The 19,084-nt window shown below is 34.5% G+C and carries 14 protein-coding genes; 6 read left to right on the top strand and 8 right to left on the bottom strand.

Annotation, left to right across the window (positions count from 1 at the left end; genetic code table 11):
* Positions 1–29: 29 nt before the first annotated feature.
* The 5 genes from IRZ78_RS14700 to IRZ78_RS14680 all read right to left on the bottom strand — a co-directional run bounded on the left by IRZ78_RS14700 (position 30) and on the right by IRZ78_RS14680 (position 5,907).
* A complete protein-coding gene (locus IRZ78_RS14700) occupies positions 30–728 on the bottom strand; it encodes a response regulator (protein ID WP_194617256.1) in 699 nt (232 codons plus the stop codon).
* The gene (locus IRZ78_RS14695; protein ID WP_194617255.1) at positions 729–2,777 is read right to left on the bottom strand and encodes a tetratricopeptide repeat-containing sensor histidine kinase; all 2,049 of its coding nucleotides are present in this window, start codon (positions 2,775–2,777) and stop codon (positions 729–731) included.
* Positions 2,778–2,875: 98 nt separating this feature from the next.
* Positions 2,876–3,115, bottom strand: a complete 240-nt coding sequence (locus IRZ78_RS14690; protein WP_194617254.1) for a hypothetical protein — start codon at positions 3,113–3,115, stop codon at positions 2,876–2,878.
* A 174-nt stretch (positions 3,116–3,289) separates the two neighbouring features.
* Positions 3,290–4,099 carry a LytTR family DNA-binding domain-containing protein gene (locus IRZ78_RS14685; RefSeq protein ID WP_194617253.1) on the bottom strand — a complete coding sequence of 270 codons (810 nt, stop codon included), beginning with the start codon at positions 4,097–4,099 and terminating at the stop codon, positions 3,290–3,292.
* 269 nt (positions 4,100–4,368) lie between these two features.
* A complete protein-coding gene (locus IRZ78_RS14680; protein ID WP_194617252.1) occupies positions 4,369–5,907 on the bottom strand; it encodes a glycine--tRNA ligase in 1,539 nt (512 codons plus the stop codon).
* A gap of 98 nt (positions 5,908–6,005) precedes the next feature.
* Between IRZ78_RS14680 and IRZ78_RS26420 the strand changes: the two genes are divergently transcribed.
* On the top strand, positions 6,006–6,140 hold the full coding sequence (locus IRZ78_RS26420; protein ID WP_347349832.1) for a double zinc ribbon domain-containing protein: 135 nt from the start codon (positions 6,006–6,008) through the stop codon (positions 6,138–6,140).
* Positions 6,141–6,200: 60 nt separating this feature from the next.
* Positions 6,201–6,689: a phosphoribosyltransferase family protein gene (locus IRZ78_RS14675; protein WP_347349831.1), complete on the top strand. Its 489-nt coding sequence runs from the start codon at positions 6,201–6,203 to the stop codon at positions 6,687–6,689.
* A 52-nt stretch (positions 6,690–6,741) separates the two neighbouring features.
* Here IRZ78_RS14675 and IRZ78_RS14670 read toward each other — a convergent pair whose 3' ends face one another.
* Positions 6,742–9,435, bottom strand: a complete 2,694-nt coding sequence (locus IRZ78_RS14670) for a reprolysin-like metallopeptidase (RefSeq protein ID WP_194617251.1) — start codon at positions 9,433–9,435, stop codon at positions 6,742–6,744.
* Between the two features lie 195 nt (positions 9,436–9,630).
* Between IRZ78_RS14670 and IRZ78_RS14665 the strand changes: the two genes are divergently transcribed.
* From IRZ78_RS14665 to IRZ78_RS14650, 4 genes are all read left to right on the top strand, one after another.
* The gene (locus tag IRZ78_RS14665; RefSeq protein ID WP_194617250.1) at positions 9,631–10,560 is read left to right on the top strand and encodes a bifunctional riboflavin kinase/FAD synthetase; all 930 of its coding nucleotides are present in this window, start codon (positions 9,631–9,633) and stop codon (positions 10,558–10,560) included.
* A gap of 118 nt (positions 10,561–10,678) precedes the next feature.
* On the top strand, positions 10,679–11,116 hold the full coding sequence (locus tag IRZ78_RS14660; protein WP_194617249.1) for a hypothetical protein: 438 nt from the start codon (positions 10,679–10,681) through the stop codon (positions 11,114–11,116).
* Positions 11,117–11,287: 171 nt separating this feature from the next.
* A complete protein-coding gene (gene bioB / locus IRZ78_RS14655; protein WP_194617248.1) occupies positions 11,288–12,376 on the top strand; it encodes a biotin synthase BioB in 1,089 nt (362 codons plus the stop codon).
* An 81-nt stretch (positions 12,377–12,457) separates the two neighbouring features.
* Positions 12,458–13,324: a cupin-like domain-containing protein gene (locus IRZ78_RS14650; RefSeq protein ID WP_194617247.1), complete on the top strand. Its 867-nt coding sequence runs from the start codon at positions 12,458–12,460 to the stop codon at positions 13,322–13,324.
* A gap of 61 nt (positions 13,325–13,385) precedes the next feature.
* Here the strand turns inward: IRZ78_RS14650 and IRZ78_RS14645 are convergent, their stop codons facing one another.
* Complete coding sequence (locus IRZ78_RS14645; RefSeq protein ID WP_194617246.1) at positions 13,386–18,245, bottom strand: fibronectin type III domain-containing protein; 4,860 nt, start codon at positions 18,243–18,245, stop codon at positions 13,386–13,388.
* 601 nt (positions 18,246–18,846) lie between these two features.
* On the bottom strand, positions 18,847–19,084 hold a 238-nt coding region (locus IRZ78_RS14640; protein WP_194617245.1), incomplete at its 5' end, for a T9SS sorting signal type C domain-containing protein.

The raw sequence follows: 19,084 nt of genomic DNA, 5'->3' as shown, positions 1-19,084 counted from the left end.
AATGTGGAATTTTCTATTTTGGAATTTATCTACAAAAGTCCTTTGCTTCTGGCTTCTTTCAATAAATCTTCATCAGAGCCTGATTTTACTTTGAGTAATTCTTTAAGGCTTACTTTACGCTTTTCGATTGCATTAATAGAAATCGGAATATACTGTGGCATATCTTCTACATCAGTTCCTTTTGATAAGTGAAATAAAATTTGCTTGTCGAACTCATCTATTTCAATCAAATTATGAGGCGACTGATTGATTATTTTCTGAACAGACTGACTGTAATATTTATCATTTTTCATCACTTTATCAAATGCAAAAAGCAATTCGTCAAAAGTGAGATCGTTTTTAATAACTAAACCATTGGGCTGAATGGTCCTGATAATTGTTTTTATTTTTAGCAGCTCCGTATACATCGTTAATAAAATAACCTTGCAATTTGGCATTTTCTTCAAGATTAGCTTTGCCAGATCTTCACCGGAAAAAATATCTTTTTCCTCATAAGCCGGCATGCTAATATCTAAAAAAGCGACATCAAAATGCGGTGTTTTTTCATCTTCGATTAAATCATATCCTGATTTACAGTCATGGGCCTGCGAAATTAAAAATTCATATTGGTGAGGATGGTAACGTGTTATCGCATTTTTATACCCCTCGATAATAAAAGGGTGGTCATCGACAATTAATATGTTCTTTTTAATTAATTGAGGATCTGGGGCGTTTGAATCAATTGTCATCTATTTTTGTAGGTTAATTTTCTGATCGATAGGGATTTTAATTAAAAGAAGCGTTCCTTCTCCTTTGGCAGACTTTAAAGTTACTGTGCCTTTACATTCTGCGGCTCTGTATTGAATATTATGCAAACCTATACCATCTTTTGATCTTTTGGCATTAAAACCAACTCCATCATCAGAAATAGACAAAACCAGATGATCTATTTCGCTTTTAAACTCCACTTTGATCGTGTTTGCATTTGCATATTTATTACAATTCTGAAGTGCCTCCTGAACAATTCTGTACAAATTAATTTTAACGGCATTACTAACCAATTCCCATTTAATATTAGAATCAAAAGATACTATTAATTTTGCCTCATAAGTGTTTTGTTGGTCTTCGAACAATTTGTTTAAAATCGCGATAAAATTATTAATTAAATCGGATTTCTCTCTATTTAGATCGTGTGAAATTTCACGAATATCTTGTTCGATATTTTTAAGTTCTGATAGATATTTTTTTCTTTTAGGAGCTGCCTCTGCTTCGTCGACTTTATCTAAACTATCCAGACTTATCCTGACCCCAAACATTCGACCTAAAACACCATCATGCAAATCCTGGGCTACTTTTTTCTTTTCTTTGATACGGGTGAGTTCGATATCGTTTTGCTGCGAAATCATCAAATTATAAATATCTTCGTTTGCTACTTGCTGCTGTTGCTTAAAGAGCAATTCTCTGTTTTTGGCTTGTTGCGTTTTATAAACATAAAAAAACAAACCTATTAGGGTACAGATGCTAAAAACGTAAATTAAGGTTTTATTTTTGTCTTGCAGGTTTGAATTTTGATCTTTTATTTCGTTGGTTTCATACTCAATACGAGAGAACTTTTCTCCCATTTTTCGTTCTGATTTTACCATCTTATCATTTAACTTAATATATTCTTCAGAATATACAGATGCATGTGTAGGATCAACCAAAGCAATTTGCTTTAGCGCTTCTAGTGTATTGATGAATTTATTTGATTTACGAGACAAAGTCAGTGCCTGTCTCGAAAACTGAAATGCTTTGAAAGTATCTTTTTGGAAAGCAAAATATTCTGAAAGGTGAATTTTACTGGAAACTACTCCCGAAGCAATATCAAGACTATCTCTAATTCTTAAAGATCTGTAAAACAAATCAGGTAATTGATCTTTTTCTTTTAATTTGAATTTCGAATAAGCCAGGTTATCTAAAAGAATTGCATACAAACTGGCTCTGTCTTCGAAAAGATTTTCTTGTTCCAATCCTTTTTCGAAAAAAAACTTTGCCTGTTTATAATCACCCATATTCATATAGATAAAGCCTATATTATTGAGTGAAGCTGCTTTATACTGATAAAATGATAATATTGATTTATCCTGTAAAATTGCTAAAGCCTTGTTTTGAAATTCTAATGCCTTTGTATATTCTTCTCTTTCATTATATAATATCCCTAACAGGTTATAACTTTCGTAATAAAGATCATTTACTTTTTCCTGTTTTTTTAAACTCCGTAACGCCTTAAAAACCCCTATTTCACTTTCAAAAAAATCACCTTCGTTATATTGCAGGCTAGCTTTATTTAAAAACGTTTTTGCTAAATTGTATTGATCATTTGTTTTTAAATAAAGTTTTTCGGCCTTAAAATAATTCATAAACGCACTATCAGAAATTGACTGTGATTCATAATAATCCCCTAAATACATATAAGCCTTGGCTATGTGCACTGAATCGTTAGATTTTTGTGCCCTTTCGAGAATTAATTTAGTTGTTTTAAGGTACGCTTTCCAATCGCTCATGTTGTAGTAACGATTGGCAACTTTAAAAAGATTTGCTTTATTAATCGAATCATCTTTCTGGCTTAAGATGATAGTTAAAGCTTTCTGACAATAGTTTTGTTTGATTTGTAAAGGCAAATTATTTTCGTTTGCTAACGAAAGATAGGTAGGAAGACTGTCTGCGGAGGAATTTATATTTTTATCTAATGATGTTTTCTTGGTACATGCCAGTAAAACGAAGAATAAAATTAATATTATTTTACATTTCTTTTTCAATTTGTGTCTTTGAATTTTACCAAAAATACTAAAAGTATAGACACAAAAAAAGGCTGTTAAAAATTAACAGCCTAATATAAATTTATTAAAATTGTAGCTTAATCTACTTTTTTATCTGTTCCGATAGATTGATTAACACTTGCAAAATTTAATTGTCTTGTAGTATAAGATGTTGATTGTTGATCACCTTTTTTTTGTTTACCTGTAGCACCTCCATCTATAGGCACGATTTTAATAGAATCTGAAGCTGTTAAAAAATTTGTAGTTTCAGGTGTAGCGAATGATGTTGCTACCATTACTAAAGAAAATAATCCGAATGTTAAAGCTGCTTTTTTCATGATCTGAGGTATTAAATGTTGATTTTTTTTGTTTTGGAGAATCATCGCTCTGTGCGAATCATGGTGTAAAACTAACTCCGGATTCAGAAAAAATTTACACAAAAAAACAGGTTTATGGTAGAACATACCCAATTGATAGTCAATGGGCACCAAATTTATGTAAATGCCTAATTTTTAGACTTCTAAGTAATTTCCTATAGAAAAATCTGCGATAATTAAGTCTACATTCGATTTGTAGGTTTTAGAAAAAGGGATCTTTTTAATCGAATTTTTGATGTAACAAACTGAGCTTCCGTTATGAATTCTCGCTATGTAATTTTTGTTGATGATATAACTATTATGAATTCGAATAAAAGGATGCGATAAAATAGCCTCAAAATGCTTTAAAGTTTTAAAAGCAGTGATCATTTCTCCGGATTTCAAGTAAATGTCTGTCGAATTATTATCAGCCTGAAAATAACAAATATCTGCGGCATCTATATATCGATAATCACCATACGATTTAATACACAAAATAAGTGGTTTCTCTATATTTTGTGTTTTTTGCATCAATGGAAGTGCGGGAGAAATAATTTCGTTTCTTATTTCGACAGCATTCATTTCCGGAATTGTTTTTTCAAGTTTTAAAATTGCTTTTAATAAGTCGATTGACTGAGCCGGTTTTAAAACATAATCAAATACACCGTATTGAATGGCCTCAAAAGCCAGTTCTCTTTTTGTTGTAGTAACAATGATCTTAGGTAATATGGATAAAAACCTGTAAAGCTCGTTTATAAAACCGAGCGACAGATTACTGGATAGTTCTGCCGGATCAATTTCTAAAAAAATAATCGAAGGCCGGTGTTCTAACACTAAATGCAAACCATCCTGATAATTCGTAGCCGAAGCCAGAAAAGTTAACTCCGAAAAACCATCTGCAATTGTTCTGGTTTTCAAAATACTTTCAGCATCATCGTCAATAATAATATACGAATACTTTTTCAATATTGGTCTTTGTTGATTTTTCATGAATCCCCGACAACTATCCCTTTAGTTTCATGAATACTTTTGAAAAAATTTATTTTAGTGTTTTATCCGCAATTAAAAATACGAATTTCAATTATTTTGGCATTTCATTGTTAATACATTGCAAACAAATGTTAACACATAAGGATGAAATGCAAAAAAATCCGTTGAAATGCGTTTGTAAAATTAAAAAAATCCCAAATTCCGATATGAAATTTGGGATTTTTTATAGTGTTGTTTTAAGAAAATTACATTTTCATCAACCAGTTTTTCATAGAAACTTCGTTCTCGATAATATCTTTCAATTCAGAAATTTTTACACGATCCTGTTTCATTGTATCTCTATGACGAATTGTTACTGTTTCGTCTTCGATTGTTTGGTGATCTACTGTAATACAAAACGGAGTTCCAAGAGCATCTTGTCTTCTGTAACGACGACCTACAGCATCTTTTTCATCGTATGCTACAGTGAAATCCCATTTTAAATCTTCGATGATTTTTTTAGCAATATCCGGTAATCCGTCTTTTTTAACCAATGGTAAAATAGCCGCTTTTGTTGGTGCTAAAACTGATGGTAATTTTAGAACTGTTCTTGTAGAACCATCTTCAAGAGTTTCTTCTTGTAATGAAGTTGCAAAAACAGCCAGGAACATACGGTCTAAACCAACTGAAGTTTCTACTACGTATGGCACGTAATTTTCGTTCAGTTCCGGATCAAAATATTGTAATTTTCTACCAGAATATTGTTCGTGCGCTTTTAAATCAAAATCAGTACGAGAGTGAATTCCTTCTAATTCTTTGAAACCAAATGGGAAATTAAACTCTATATCTGCCGCAGCATTTGCGTAATGTGCTAATTTTTCATGATCGTGAAAACGGTAATTCTCTTTTCCTAATCCTAAAGATAGGTGCCAGTTTAAACGTGTTTCTTTCCAATGGTGGTACCATTTCATTTCGTCACCCGGGCGAACGAAAAATTGCATTTCCATTTGTTCGAATTCACGCATACGGAAAATGAATTGTCTTGCAACAATCTCATTTCTAAATGCTTTACCCGTTTGAGCGATTCCAAAAGGAATTTTCATACGACCTGATTTCTGCACATTCAGGAAATTCACAAAAATACCCTGAGCTGTTTCCGGACGTAAATATAAATCCATTGCAGAGTCTGCAGAAGCTCCTAATTTAGTCCCGAACATTAAGTTGAACTGCTTTACGTCTGTCCAGTTTTTAGAACCGGTTTCAGGATCAGCAATTTCTAATTCTTCAATTAAAGCTTTTACATCCTGAAGATCATCAGTCATTCCTTTTGCAAGTCTTGATAAAATTTCTTTGTATTTCGAAAGATATTCTACAACGCGTGCATTTGTGGTAACAAATTCTTCTTCATTAAATGCATCTCCAAAACGAGCTCTCGCTTTTTCGATTTCTTTTTGAGCTTTTTGATTGATCTTTTCAGCATGATCTTCAACCAAAACGTCAGCTCTATATCTCTTTTTTGAATCTTTATTATCAATTAACGGATCATTAAAAGCATCAACGTGGCCTGAAGCTTTCCAGGTTGTTGGATGCATCAATATTGCAGCATCAAGGCCTACAATATTCTCATTCATCTGAACCATTGATTTCCACCAATATTCACGGATATTCTTTTTTAACTCGACACCATTTTGTGCATAATCATACACTGCACTCAATCCATCGTATACTTCGCTTGACGGAAAAATAAATCCGTACTCTTTTGCGTGCGAAACCACATTCTTAAATAAATCTTCTTGTTTTGCCATAGTGATGCAAAAATATAAAAAGTACGTTTAAAAAAAAGAAAAATTATAAAGATTGAGAGATTGATTTCGTTATTTTTGTAACTAAATTCTGTCTATTTGTGTTTAATTATATTATTGACCTGTTTTTTCCCAAAGTTTGTGCCGGATGTCACACTATTTTGGTTAGCAACGAAAATGTATTTTGTACCAATTGCCGTCATGAATTGCCTCTTATCCAATACCATTTAGATTAAAAAAACGAAGCGGTCAAGAAATTTTATGGCAAGATTGCTATCGAACATGAATAGGCGCTTTTGTATTTTAACAAAAAAGGAATCGCTCAGGAACTTATTCACAACCTAAAATATAAAGGCCACGAAGAGATTGGAACTGTTTTAGGAAATTGGTATGTTGAAGATTTAAAAGAACTCGTTTTAGAAACTCCTTTTGATGTTGTTATTCCTGTTCCGTTACATCCTAAAAAATTCAGGGAACGCGGCTACAATCAGGTTACAACTTTTGGGAAGGCTTTAGCCAAAGGTTTCAGCATTCCTTACAATGATGCTGTTTTATATCGAAAAAAATATTCCAAAACACAATCAAAAAAGAATCTCGTGGGGAGATCCGATAATATCGAAAATATATTTGATGTGATTTTTACAGAAGAAAATCAAAACAAACATTTTTTAATTGTAGATGATGTTTTAACAACCGGTGCCACTCTCGAAGCATGCTCAAAAGCTTTATTAAAAATTCCCGCGGCTAAAATTAGTATTGTCTGTATGGCGATGGCGAACTCCTAGAATTAAATTCCAAACTTTTATACGAAATTTAAAAATTCCAACTTTTATAGTTTTAATAAACAATCAATTTCTTCACAGTTCTGTCGTCTCCATCAATAACGGTCACAAAATACATTCCTGCAGACAGATTTGTTACATCGATGTTCTGATTAAAATGATGCGCTTTATCAAAAGAATTATAATATACTTTTTGACCAGCAATGTCATGCACAAAAACCTCAATTCTGTTCAAAGAATCACTTTCGAACTGAATGGTAAGATTACCTCTGGTTGGATTTGGATGTATTGCAAATTCTATTTTTTCCAGACTAGGTTCTCCCAGACTAAAAGTTTGATTACAAATATTTACCGCAGCTGAATTTATTGTTCCAAACCTGCCTGTAACTGCATCGCGAACTTTTAAAGTCCACGTACCTTTAGGATCCTGCCCATTAAATACACTTAATAAATCTACCGGAATAACAATTTGGCTGGTTATTTTAGAACAATCTAAAGGAACTCCGGCATCGTCAAACTGCAAGGCCAAAGTAGACTGGATTCCACCACAGCTTTTATTGTTATATAAATTAACTGTTGTTCCTTGTGGGCTTACGATCTGAATTTCGACATCAGAAATTCTTTCATGTGTAAAATTCACCATCACATTTACGTCAGAAACAGTTCCTGTCGAAGCGGGTACATTCACGGTTTTGGTCGTAAATGAACTTGAAAACGGAATATCAAAAGCGTTTCCGAAACTATAAGAATCACAAGTTGTCGTAGAGGTATAACCAACTGCGAATGACTGGCTATTTATGGCATAATAGATATTAGCTGTTGGTTCAACCAAAACCCTGCAATTTGTTGAAGCTTCTACACTTGTTGGAATCTGTACAGATTGAGAACCATCGTTTGGAGTATTTGAAGCCAGAACAATCGGAAATGTCAATCCGCCATCTATAGATAATTTGATATTTACATTTGAAGAGCCTTGCAAAGTATTGGTATTATTCACACTCCATGTTATGGTTTGAAATGATCCTGTTTGCCAGCTTACATCATTGGTGTTTTGTGAGGTTACTGCAAAAGGGCCGGCATTACCAGCCACATTCACCACCATTTCGTCACTATTCGTTTGCGCCAGTCCCTCTGCTCCATTATCTCTAGCTGTTAGAGTAAAATGCAACGTTCTTGCAATAGATGAAACAGACTCCCAGGTTGTGGTTAATTTATTTCCAAGAACAGTGCTTAAAGCCGGCATATAGCGAACCAGAGAATTAGACGGAATTATAGACCTAAACAATGGTCCGTCAGGTTTTGTGGGGTAAGCAACACTATTACTATTTGCCGTTGATGACGATATTGCACTATCAAATTGTTCCCAGGTATAAGTTGCGGCAGCACCATTAGAACCTGTACCTGTTAAAATAAACGGTGTACTTATTGGAATTGTATAATCTGTACCGGCATAAATCGCAGGCGGATTATTTTCTATTGCAGTGCTTGCCGGGCAACTTTTTGTGGCAAGATTGCTCTGAATTTGCCAAATACTCGTATAGGCAAAATAATCATCTGAATTATCTTGAACATCATAGTTTGTTATTCCGGCATAACCCATAATAGTAGATCCGCTTCCTGGCTCCACATTCATGCCTGTTCTTTCTGTACCATCGAAAGAAAAAGTGTGATTTGCTCCCAATTGATGTCCCATTTCATGTGCAACAAAATCAATATCAAAAGTATCTCCCTGAGGTTTATTATTAGATGGTGAAGTATAACCACTACCCTTACCTATAACATTTGATGCTGTTGGGCTTTCGCAAACGCAACCTATACAAGCTGCATTACCACCGCCTCCAGAAGCTCCAAACAAATGTCCTATATCATAATTTGCATCGCCAATAACGGTTGTTAATGTACTCTGAAGTTCCTTGCTCCAGTAATCATTACCATCTGATTTATCTTCTGATGTTCCTTTGGCAGCATCAGAATAGGGGTCTGTTGCGGCATCGGTATAAATAACTGCATTGGTATTGGCAATTAAAACCAATTTTACAGCAAGATCTCTATTAAAAACTCCATTTACTCTTGTCATGGTAGCATTCATTCCTGCTAATGCACCCTCTTTTGTTCCTCCAAAATAAGCAGTATATTCACCTGTACAGGAAATTGCTAGTCGTAAGGTTTTGAAAACTTTATTATTTGCAGCTGACTTTGCTGTTTTTGACGAAGTATTTACATCTGGAATTGCATTTGTTGTTTTACACTCTAATCGCGCTGTAGATGGCAGATCATTTTTTGTAAACAAAACATACCCTAACTTATCTTCAGGATCTTGCTCAATATATTCGGAAGGTTTCTCAGAACGAAATACCATGGTCTGAACACCAATTGGTGCAACGCTAAAATGAATTTTAGCCGATTTATCATCTACCCCTATTCCTTCATAAGCTCTTATCTCAGGATATTTTGATTGCAGTTCCGGTTCAAAATTAGAAGATTCCCACACTGTAAATCTTTCCAGAACACCATTAGGATTTGGTATTGTAATTTGTGTTGTATTCTTTTTTGATGATTTATCAGTTGTACCGGAAAGTTTCGATTTTAAAAAATCGGTATTAAGTTTATAGTAAAGTCTTTCTGAATCAGACGAATTTATCCTCTTGCTAACAGAAGCTGAACTTACTTTTTGCCACAAATTATCACTTTGAGCATAAATATTTGCACAACAAAAAATAAAAAATAAAAGAAGTAGATTTTTTTTCATACCCAAATGATAATTGACGAATCAAAATTAAGTGAATTAAATTAAACTCTTACATATCTGCGACAATTAATGCTTTTTAGTCGACAAGTTGTTACATTTTATATAAAATAGCCCGATTCTCATTAAAAATCAATTCGGCTTAGTATAAAATTTAAAATAGATAGTATAAATTTGCACCATCTTAAATTATTTGTTTTGAAGCTCTTTCATTCTATAAACGATTTTCAGTCAACCAAGAAAACAATTTTAACTCTTGGTACCTTTGACGGCGTACATATTGGTCATAAAAAAATTCTTGAGCGAATTACTCAAAATACTGAAAACGGAAAATACGAAAGTTTAGTGCTCACTTTTTTTCCGCACCCAAGAATGGTTTTACAGGAAAAATCAGAAATAAAACTTTTGAATACTATTGCTGAAAAAACAAAACTTCTGAAAGCAACCAGCATCGAAAATCTTGTTATTCATCCGTTTAATGAAAGTTTTTCCAGATTAACCGCTGAGGAGTTTGTACATTCTATTTTGGTAGATCAATTTCATATTCAAAAAATAATTATTGGTCACGATCACCGTTTTGGAAGAAACAGAACAGCCAATATTGATGATTTAATTGCTTTTGGAGCTGAATACGGTTTCGAAGTCGAACAAATTTCGGCTCAGGAAATTCAGGATGTATCTGTAAGTTCTACCAAGATCAGAAAGGCTTTAAACGAAGGAAATATGGATTTGGCCAATGACTATTTGGGATATTCTTATTTTTTAACAGGTGAAGTGGTTAAAGGAAAACAATTAGGAAGAACAATTGGTTTCCCTACTGCCAACATCAAAATTGAAGAAGAATACAAGTTAATTCCAAAAGTTGGTGTTTATGTAGTGAAAGCTTTAATAGAAGAAAAAGATTTTTTTGGGATGATGAATATTGGTTATAACCCAACTGTAAATGGACAAAACCAAACTATCGAAGTCAACTTATTTGACTTTGATGCTGATATTTATGGTCAAAAAATCGAAGTTTCGTTGCTGCAATATCTTCGCGAAGAACAAAAATTTGGTTCGCTCGATTTACTGAAAGCCCAATTAAAACAGGATAAACAAGATGCTTTGGCTTTTGTTAGTCAGCTTTAAGAAATACCTGAATATACTTTTCACCATTTTTAAATCATTGTAGTTATTTTTTTAGTAAATTTGACATAGAACTCTGTTTGTCAAATATTTACTATTAACTTCTTTAAAAATAACCACTATGAAATTACCTAAAGAAATAACCAACGGTTTCCTGATATTCCTTGGTATAGGAATTTATTTTTTATTGATGAACGTATTAGGTTTAGCTCATTTATTCTATTTACGTACGCTGAATGTATTTTTTATATTTTACGGCGTAAACAAAACAATGAGGATGAACCTGCAGGAAGGAGAAACTAATTTTGTATCGAATGCCGTTTCTGCTATGGCAACTTCTGTGGTTGGTGTGGCGATGAGCGTTTTCGGGTTACTGGTTTATAGTTATGCACGAGGCGGTGACGCTTATGTAAAAACACTATCAGAAGCTTTTATGTTTGGAGGAAATCCTTCGGTACCTACTTACTGTATTTGTTTATTATTTGAAGGGGTTGCTTCTTCGGTAATTGTCACTTTAATGATGATGCTGTATTGGAACAACAAGTATGTAGCCGATTAATATTTTCAAAATAAATAATCATTTAAGCATTCTAAAATCATATAATAACAAAAAAATATGATTTTAGAATGCTTCTTTTTTGAAATTTAATGAAGAATATTCATTTAAAGGAATCTATATTATTGATTAGAACAATTTAATTACATTTGAAGCTACAAAAACAATAAACCAATGAACGCCACAAAACATAACTGGACTAAAGACGAGATAATCGCCATATATAATAAACCTATGATGGACCTGCTGTATGAAGCAGCAACGATACACAGGCAAAAACATGATCCTAACGTCGTTCAGGTATCGACTTTACTTTCTATCAAAACCGGCGGCTGTCCTGAAGACTGTGGTTATTGTCCGCAAGCTGCACGTTACAACACTGGTGTCGAAGGAAATGATTTAATGAGTGTAAGTCAGGTAAAAGCTCAGGCTTTACGTGCCAAATCCAGCGGATCATCCCGCGTTTGTATGGGTGCTGCGTGGAGAAACGTAAAAGACGGTGAAGAATTTGATCAGGTTTTAGAAATGGTTCGTACCATAAACAAACTTGATATGGAGGTTTGCTGTACTCTGGGTATGATTACCGAAAACCAGGCACAACGTTTGGCAGAAGCTGGTTTGTATGCTTACAATCACAATTTAGATACTTCTGAAGAATATTATAAAGATGTAATTTCTACCCGTGGTTTCGAAGATCGTTTGCAAACTATAGAAAATGTTCGTAAAACGAATGTTACGGTTTGTAGCGGAGGAATTATTGGTATGGGAGAAAGCATCGAAGACAGAGCAGGAATGCTTGTTGCTCTTTCTACTTTAAATCCGCAACCGGAATCTGTGCCCATCAATGCTTTGGTTGCAGTTGAAGGAACTCCGATGGAAGAAGAAAAACCGGTTGAAATCTGGGAAATGATTCGTATGGTTGCTACAACAAGAATCGTAATGCCGGATACACAAGTACGTCTTTCTGCGGGAAGAACCAATATGAGCCGCGAAGGACAGGCAATGTGCTTTTTTGCCGGTGCAAATTCTATTTTTGCCGGAGATAAATTGCTTACAACGCCAAATCCTGATGTTCAGGAAGACATGAAAATGTTTGACTTATTGGGGTTGATTCCGCAAAAACCATTTGTTAAAGTTTCACAGCCTCAAACCGTTGAAGCAGCTGACTCTCAGTTCGCTCCGTTAGGCGAAAAACCTAAATGGTCGAGACCCGGACATACGATTGAAAGAAACCTTGAGGCTTCGATCAAATCAAAAAATTAATTAAAAGAGTTAACAACTTTCAAGAAATATTTCTAAATTGCTTATAGCAGAGAGCTATAAGCAATTTTTTTATTTAAAGAGATGAAGTTAACACAAATCGAAAGGGTAAAAAAGATCTCAAAATCTGATTTTATTTCCCAATATGTAAAAAAACAAATTCCAGTTGTTATTGAAGAGCTAACCGAAGATTGGCCGGCTTATCATAAATGGAAACTACACTATATCAAAGAAATCGCCGGCGATACTATCGTTCCTTTATACGACAATAGACCCGTAAATCATGAAGATGGCTTTAATGAAGCGCATACTACAATGAAAATGAGCGATTATATCAATCTATTAGAATCAAAACCAACTAATTACCGCATCTTTCTTTATAATTTAATGAAGGAAGTGCCAACATTAAAAGATGACTTTTTATGGCCAGATATTGGTTTAAGATTAGTCAAACAAATGCCGATGTTATTTTTTGGCGGAGAAAACTCGAAAGTGTTCATGCACTATGATATTGATTATTCGAATATTCTGCATTTTCATTTTCATGGCGAAAAACAATGTATGATTTTTGCGCCGGATCAGTCGAAATATATGTACAAAGTTCCGCATGCATTAATTTCAAGGGAAGACATTGATTTTGACAATCCTGATTATGAAAAGTTTCCCGCGCTTCAAAATGCCGAAGGTTATATCACGAATCTAAAACATGGCGAAGTTTTGTATATGCCCGAAGGTTATTGGCACTACATGAAATATTTAACGCCCGGATTCTCTATGAGTTTGCGTGCTTTCCCTAAAAACATTACCAATTTATCCAAAGCCGTTTACAACGTTTTTATCATGCGTCATTTTGATATTTTGATGCGTAAATTCAAAGGCCAGAAATGGATTGATTATAAGAATGAAAAGGCGATTACTAATACTCATGAGAACTTGCGAAAGAGTGCCTGAAAAAATTAAATAAAAAAGCTCCTATAGTTTTATAAAACTACAGCTGCTTTTATCTTAATTCTTAAAATAAAGTTTTTTTGGTTGTTGTAAAATCATTTTCCAAAGTTACTTTCACCAACAAAACCTGATTAGCAGATTGCAGGTTCTGAATTTGTAAAGCTTTATTTCCAACTTTATTTTTATTATAAAGTAACTTTCCGGAAATATCGTAAATCATAACTTCTTTTATATTTTCGATGGAAGACGATATATTTATGGCTTTATTTTTTACAGAAACGGAAATTCCGTTTTCATGATTTTTAAAGTCTTCAGTTCCTAGTGATTTATCTGTGTATCTTAAAATCAAACGATCTGTAAAAGTTCCTATTGCGGTAGTAAAAGTATAATTACTTGCTCTTAGATCATGGATTACTCCGGTTATTTTATCTTCGAGATAAATTGCTTGAGTTGTCATATATCCATCTACTTCGTCTATCGAAATCGTAAAATCACCTTCAATTGTCGTTCTGTATCCTAACGGAACAATATCAGTATCTACAAATGGCAAGGCACGACCTTGAATTACAAGTTTAGTGGTATTAACCATACTATAAAAATCAAGATATGGATTACCATTAAAACTTACTCCATCAAATTTGCTTTCATAAGCATTAGTAGCACCTTGTATATAACCTATCAAAATTTGTTTAAAAACTCCTTCTGCATTAGACATATTTAGCCAGATGCGATTTTTTTCAACAGTAGCTTCTTTTGAAGTTTCGGATGATTTGAAAAATTGACTGTTATTAGCTCCTCCTGATCGCATTGAATTATTGTAAATCACAGGTCCTGCTAAACGTCCACTGGCAAAAAATGCCTGACCAGCCCCTATTTTACCTGTTGGTTTTTTACCATTATCATTTGCAGGATCGTCTGAATGTCCAGGATCTGATTTTGCAGATTTTGCAGTTGCTACACCACCACTAAGGTTATAACTGGCATAATCGTTTGGATTATAATCATAATTTCCAACAGGGGTTACAGCCGTGTTGTGCGTCCAAAAATAAAGAGTTCCGTTTAAAACCGTATTACCCAATATAAGAGCGTCTGCACTTAAAGCCGATGGATAAGGATTTCCAATTAAACGATATTTACCCACCTCTAATGGTTCGCCTGTTAGATTTCCGTTATTCGGAACTCCAATAAAATTAGCAGTGTAATCCGTTTTTGAATCATTTGGATAATTTTCAGGACCACGAATAATATATCCTTTTCCAACAACCATATCGGCGTTTCTATCAGCATCAATCCAGCCCGAACCATGATGATAATAAAACATATCCGGCTTGGTATCAGGTGAGACTTTAAGCAATTGCTGTGGTTTTACAGGTGTTGACCAATACACAAAATCAGCCTGACGAATACCAATTGTACGCATGTATTTGATATTCCCTGAATTAGTTGCATTATTAATCTGAACTAAACTTGCATTATTTTGAAATGTCAATTCCGTCCCTACTGACAGATCAACGACCAATTCATTTTCAATCGTTAAGGTATGCAATTGATTTATGCTCACTTTTTTACCTGCGTTAACCTTACATGTACAACCATTTATATCACCACTTGAAGAAAAATCATCGGCAAAAATAATATTTTGATCCAATGTTGTTGTTGCTCCATTCGACCAGCCTCCTGCGATGGTATAGGTATTTGTTATTAAAGGATTTATTACAATATTTTGTAAAGGCAGCGAAACACAGCTTCCCGGGTATTGAACAGAAAAATTATAGGCGCCAGGAATTAATCCCGTAATAGTATACCTAGTTAAATCGGAGCCGATTCCTCCTATATACATATTAGAAGCCGTTCCGCTTTGAATAATTGTATAATCATTTCGATTTGGTAAATTTTTTAAAACTACACTACCAGTTGGAACAAGACATGTGGGCTGCAATGGAGAATTATTTTGTGGGGTAGATGGCACAGGTTGCACTAATAAAGGATAAGTTGATGTTGCAACATAAGGAGTTGAACAAGTTGGTGAAGCTGTCACTGTCATTGTTAACATTACCTGATTCCCTCCATCCGCTATTACAGAATTATATGTTGGTGTTAATGTTGTTGCGTTTGTAATTGATCCTGCCCCATTATGTGTCCATAAAATAGTCCCGTTCGTTGCTGAAGTTCCACTTACAGTAGCTGATCCGTTTGCACAAATTGTTTGTGAACCTGATGAAACAGCTGTTGGTGCGCCCTGAATATTGACTGTATAAGTAGCTGTTGCTATTTGTGGCGAACAGGCATTATTACTGGTAACAGTCATTGTTAAAACAACTGTTCTCGCTGTTCCGCCTAAAGAAGGAGTGTAAGTAGGGCTGAGTGTTGTAGGATTAGACAATATTCCAGAACCTCCACTAAAAGTCCATTGAATACTACCGTTTGTTGCTGAAGCTCCAGTTACAGTAGCTGAAGCATTAGAACAAATTGTTGTACTACCTCCAGCCGTAGCTGTTGGTAAATTAGAAATTGTTACTGTAGATTGTAAAGAAGAAGCGCTTTCACAGCCTCCGGGATTGACTATTTTTACAGTATAACTTCCTGCAGCCGTAACTACAATACTTTGCGATGTAGCACCTGTTGACCATACATTATTTGTAGCTGAACTGGAAGTAAGGGTGACATTACTAGTTTGACAAATATTTAAGGATCCGGAAGCTGATATTGTAGGGGCGACAGGAAGGGCAAGAGTAGTTATAGAAATTGGAGATGGCACTCCATAAGGACTAATCCCACAACCATTTCTTGCGAGAACTCTATAGTAATAAACAGTTGCCGGTGTCAATCCTGTAAAATTATAATTTGTCGCGGTGATTCCTGTATAAGTTTGAGTCGCTGTAGTGGCAGGAAATGTATTATTTGTAGAAATCTGTACCTCGTAAGTTAAAGCATTTGTTGCAGCACTCCAGGACATTGTAAACTGAGTACACAAAACCCCCGAAGAAGCTACGGCTGTTGGAGCCAAAGGAGCGCTATTTAATGTTGTTGCTCCTTGCACAGTAGAGTAAGCTACACTATTACCACAACCATTTCTACCTTTTATTCTGTAATAATATGTAGTTGAGGTTGATAAACCTGTAACTATATAGCTAGTTACATTACCAACATCAAAGGAATTATAGCCTGTAACAAAAGTACCAAAACCTGGATCAGTTGAAACATCTAATAAATAACTTGTTGCATTTGTTTGTGTATTCCAGTTTGCAGTAAATACAGTACAAAAAATATTTGTAGCTGCAGTAGAAACAACAGTTGCCGGAATAGCACTTGTAGTTGTTATATTTTGCACTGTAGCTGTTGATGAAGAACTGGCAGCACAACCATTTTGCGCCCGGATGCGATAATAATAAGTAGTACTTGGAGACAAACCAGTTACTGTATAACTTGTTACATTACCAATATTAAGGGAACCATAACCTGAAACGAGACTAACAAAATTGACATCTGTTGAAACGTCTAATAAGTAATTTACTGCATTTATTTCGGCCGTCCAGTTGGCTGTAAACACACTACACACTACATTTGTAACTGGTGCTAAAACAACATTACCCGGAACAACTGCAGGTTTATATGTTATGGTATTAGAATTTGCACTAATGCAGGTTCCGCTATATGCTCTGACTCTATAATAATAAGTAGTTGCGTTACTTAAACCTGTAACATTATATGTTAGCACGTTTCCAACGTTTAAAGCGTTATATATACCTACAAAACTACCAAAATTAATATCTGTCGAGACATCAAGCACATAATAACTTGATCCTGAAACGGCTTGCCAATTTGCTGTAATTTGTGTACAGGTAGCTCCTGTTCCAGCCAAAGCAATTGGTGCAGTTCCAGAAGAGATTGTAGTAACTGTAACAGTATTACCTGAAGTTAAAGGTCCGGTAGTACAATTATCAGCAGCATTTGTACTAGTCCCTGATGTTAACGATGTAACGGCTAAACTTTTAGTTCCTAAAGTTGTAAAACCGGGAGCTATAAATGACCCCGTATTTCCGGCTCCGGTTACATTCATATTAACAGGAGTTTGTGCCACTCCGTTTACCTGATAAGCAACACTATAAAGACCAACTGGTAAATTACCGTTAAGTACTATACTTGATGATGTTCCTGAACATAAATCAACAATTGATGCTGTAATACTTGTTAAAGTATATATAGGACAATCATAAGAAATCGTCACCATTCCTGCTCCTCCTGCTCCTCCTGTTCCTATTGCACCTAATAAAAGAGAAGATTTTGATCCACTTCCTCCACCTCCAGGTTGAGTACCTGCAATCCCATTAGAATTTCCTAATAAACCACCTCCAACCGCTGCCCCTCCATCTCCACCATTATTTCCACCTTTACCACCAGCTCCTGAAAAAACATTAACCAAGGCAGTTTGCCCCGTTCCACCAGGAACTCCGTTCATATTTGATTGACCAATGCAATCTGATGCAGCTCCAGCTAAACCTCCAGCTGCAGTACTGCCTGCTGAATTCAATGTATTTTGCTGACCGCCTTTACCACCAACTGCAGAAATATAACCCGCAATAATTGAAGAATTTCCCGTTTGTCCGATATTATTTCCAATACCTCCTGCCCCCCCCGCGCCTACTATCACAGATAAATTTGTTATACCGGGAAGCATCGTATATGTACCACTAGCAAAAGCGCCGCCGCCGCCGCCGCCGCCGCCTCTTTGCAAACTTACCAAAGGAACGGTTGTACCTCCACCTCCACCTCCACCTCCCCAAGCGTTCATAGTTACGGAAGGAACACCAGCTGGAACGTAAAAACTACTCGTTACTGTATTTGAAAAATTAACTGTTTTGGTTTGTGCGTAAAAATATAAGGGAAATGCAACTAACTGAAGCGTAAGTAAAATTCTTTTCATTGTGGTATTTTTTTATATTAAAAAACATAAACTATTGATCAGAAAAATCTAACAGCATGATTTATAAATACCTCAATAAATAAAACAAGAATACAGGAAGAGCTGATCCTAAAATTACAATTGAAAGAATAATGTAATAAGTACTTTTTGTTTCATTTAAGTGGGGTAATTAAATTCAGCAATCAGCATTAGGGCAAATAAAAAACTAAAAAACAGATGTTCGTTTTAGTTCAAGTGGAAAGTATAAGAATTGTCTTAGTTGGCTTTTATACAAATATAGTAACAAGGTACGATTTTATTTACATTGAAATCAAAAAAAACAATCAAAAATGTAGGAATTTAACACTTCTAATGATTTTATATCGACTAAAAAACAATGGGTTAGCCTTTAAAATAAAGATATAATGACTTATTGAGTATCAAAAAAACGAATGAAAGAATTATTTTTTTTATCAAAATTAAAACATGTAAGAATTAACCTGAGTTTATATCTCTATATTAAAACCTGCAATACCCACTTTTAGTGATATTTTAATAACAAAAAAATCCATCAACCGAGGCTGATGGATTCTTTTTTTAGGATTAATATATTATCTGTCTGTTATTGAAATATGATTTTTCTGGTCGTTGTAAAATCATTATCTAAAGTCACTTTTACCAATAAAACCTGATTGCTTGATGGCAGGTTTTGAATTTGAAGTTCAGTATTGGAAACTTTTGTTTTGTTGTAAAGTGTCTTTCCTGTGATATCAAAAATGGTAATCTCTTTTATATTTTCTTTTGATGAAATTATGTTAATTACTTTGTTTTTTACCGAAATTAAAATTCCGTCCTGGGTA

The organism is Flavobacterium sp. CSZ, from assembly GCF_015350725.1.
GTDB lineage: Bacteria > Bacteroidota > Bacteroidia > Flavobacteriales > Flavobacteriaceae > Flavobacterium.
This window is presented reverse-complemented; position numbering and strand designations above follow the sequence as displayed.

Bases quoted from the DNA above. Each gene is read 5' to 3' on its own strand.
- IRZ78_RS14700 (WP_194617256.1), bottom strand. From the start codon at position 728: ATGACAATTGATTCAAACGCCCCAGATCCTCAATTAATTAAAAAGAAC.
- IRZ78_RS14690 (WP_194617254.1), bottom strand. From the start codon at position 3,115: ATGAAAAAAGCAGCTTTAACATTCGGATTATTTTCTTTAGTAATGGTA.
- IRZ78_RS14680 (WP_194617252.1), bottom strand. From the start codon at position 5,907: ATGGCAAAACAAGAAGATTTATTTAAGAATGTGGTTTCGCACGCAAAA.
- IRZ78_RS14670 (WP_194617251.1), bottom strand. From the start codon at position 9,435: ATGAAAAAAAATCTACTTCTTTTATTTTTTATTTTTTGTTGTGCAAAT.
- IRZ78_RS14660 (WP_194617249.1), top strand. From the start codon at position 10,679: ATGAAATTACCTAAAGAAATAACCAACGGTTTCCTGATATTCCTTGGT.
- bioB (WP_194617248.1), top strand. From the start codon at position 11,288: ATGAACGCCACAAAACATAACTGGACTAAAGACGAGATAATCGCCATA.
- IRZ78_RS14650 (WP_194617247.1), top strand. From the start codon at position 12,458: ATGAAGTTAACACAAATCGAAAGGGTAAAAAAGATCTCAAAATCTGAT.
- IRZ78_RS14645 (WP_194617246.1), bottom strand. From the start codon at position 18,245: ATGAAAAGAATTTTACTTACGCTTCAGTTAGTTGCATTTCCCTTATAT.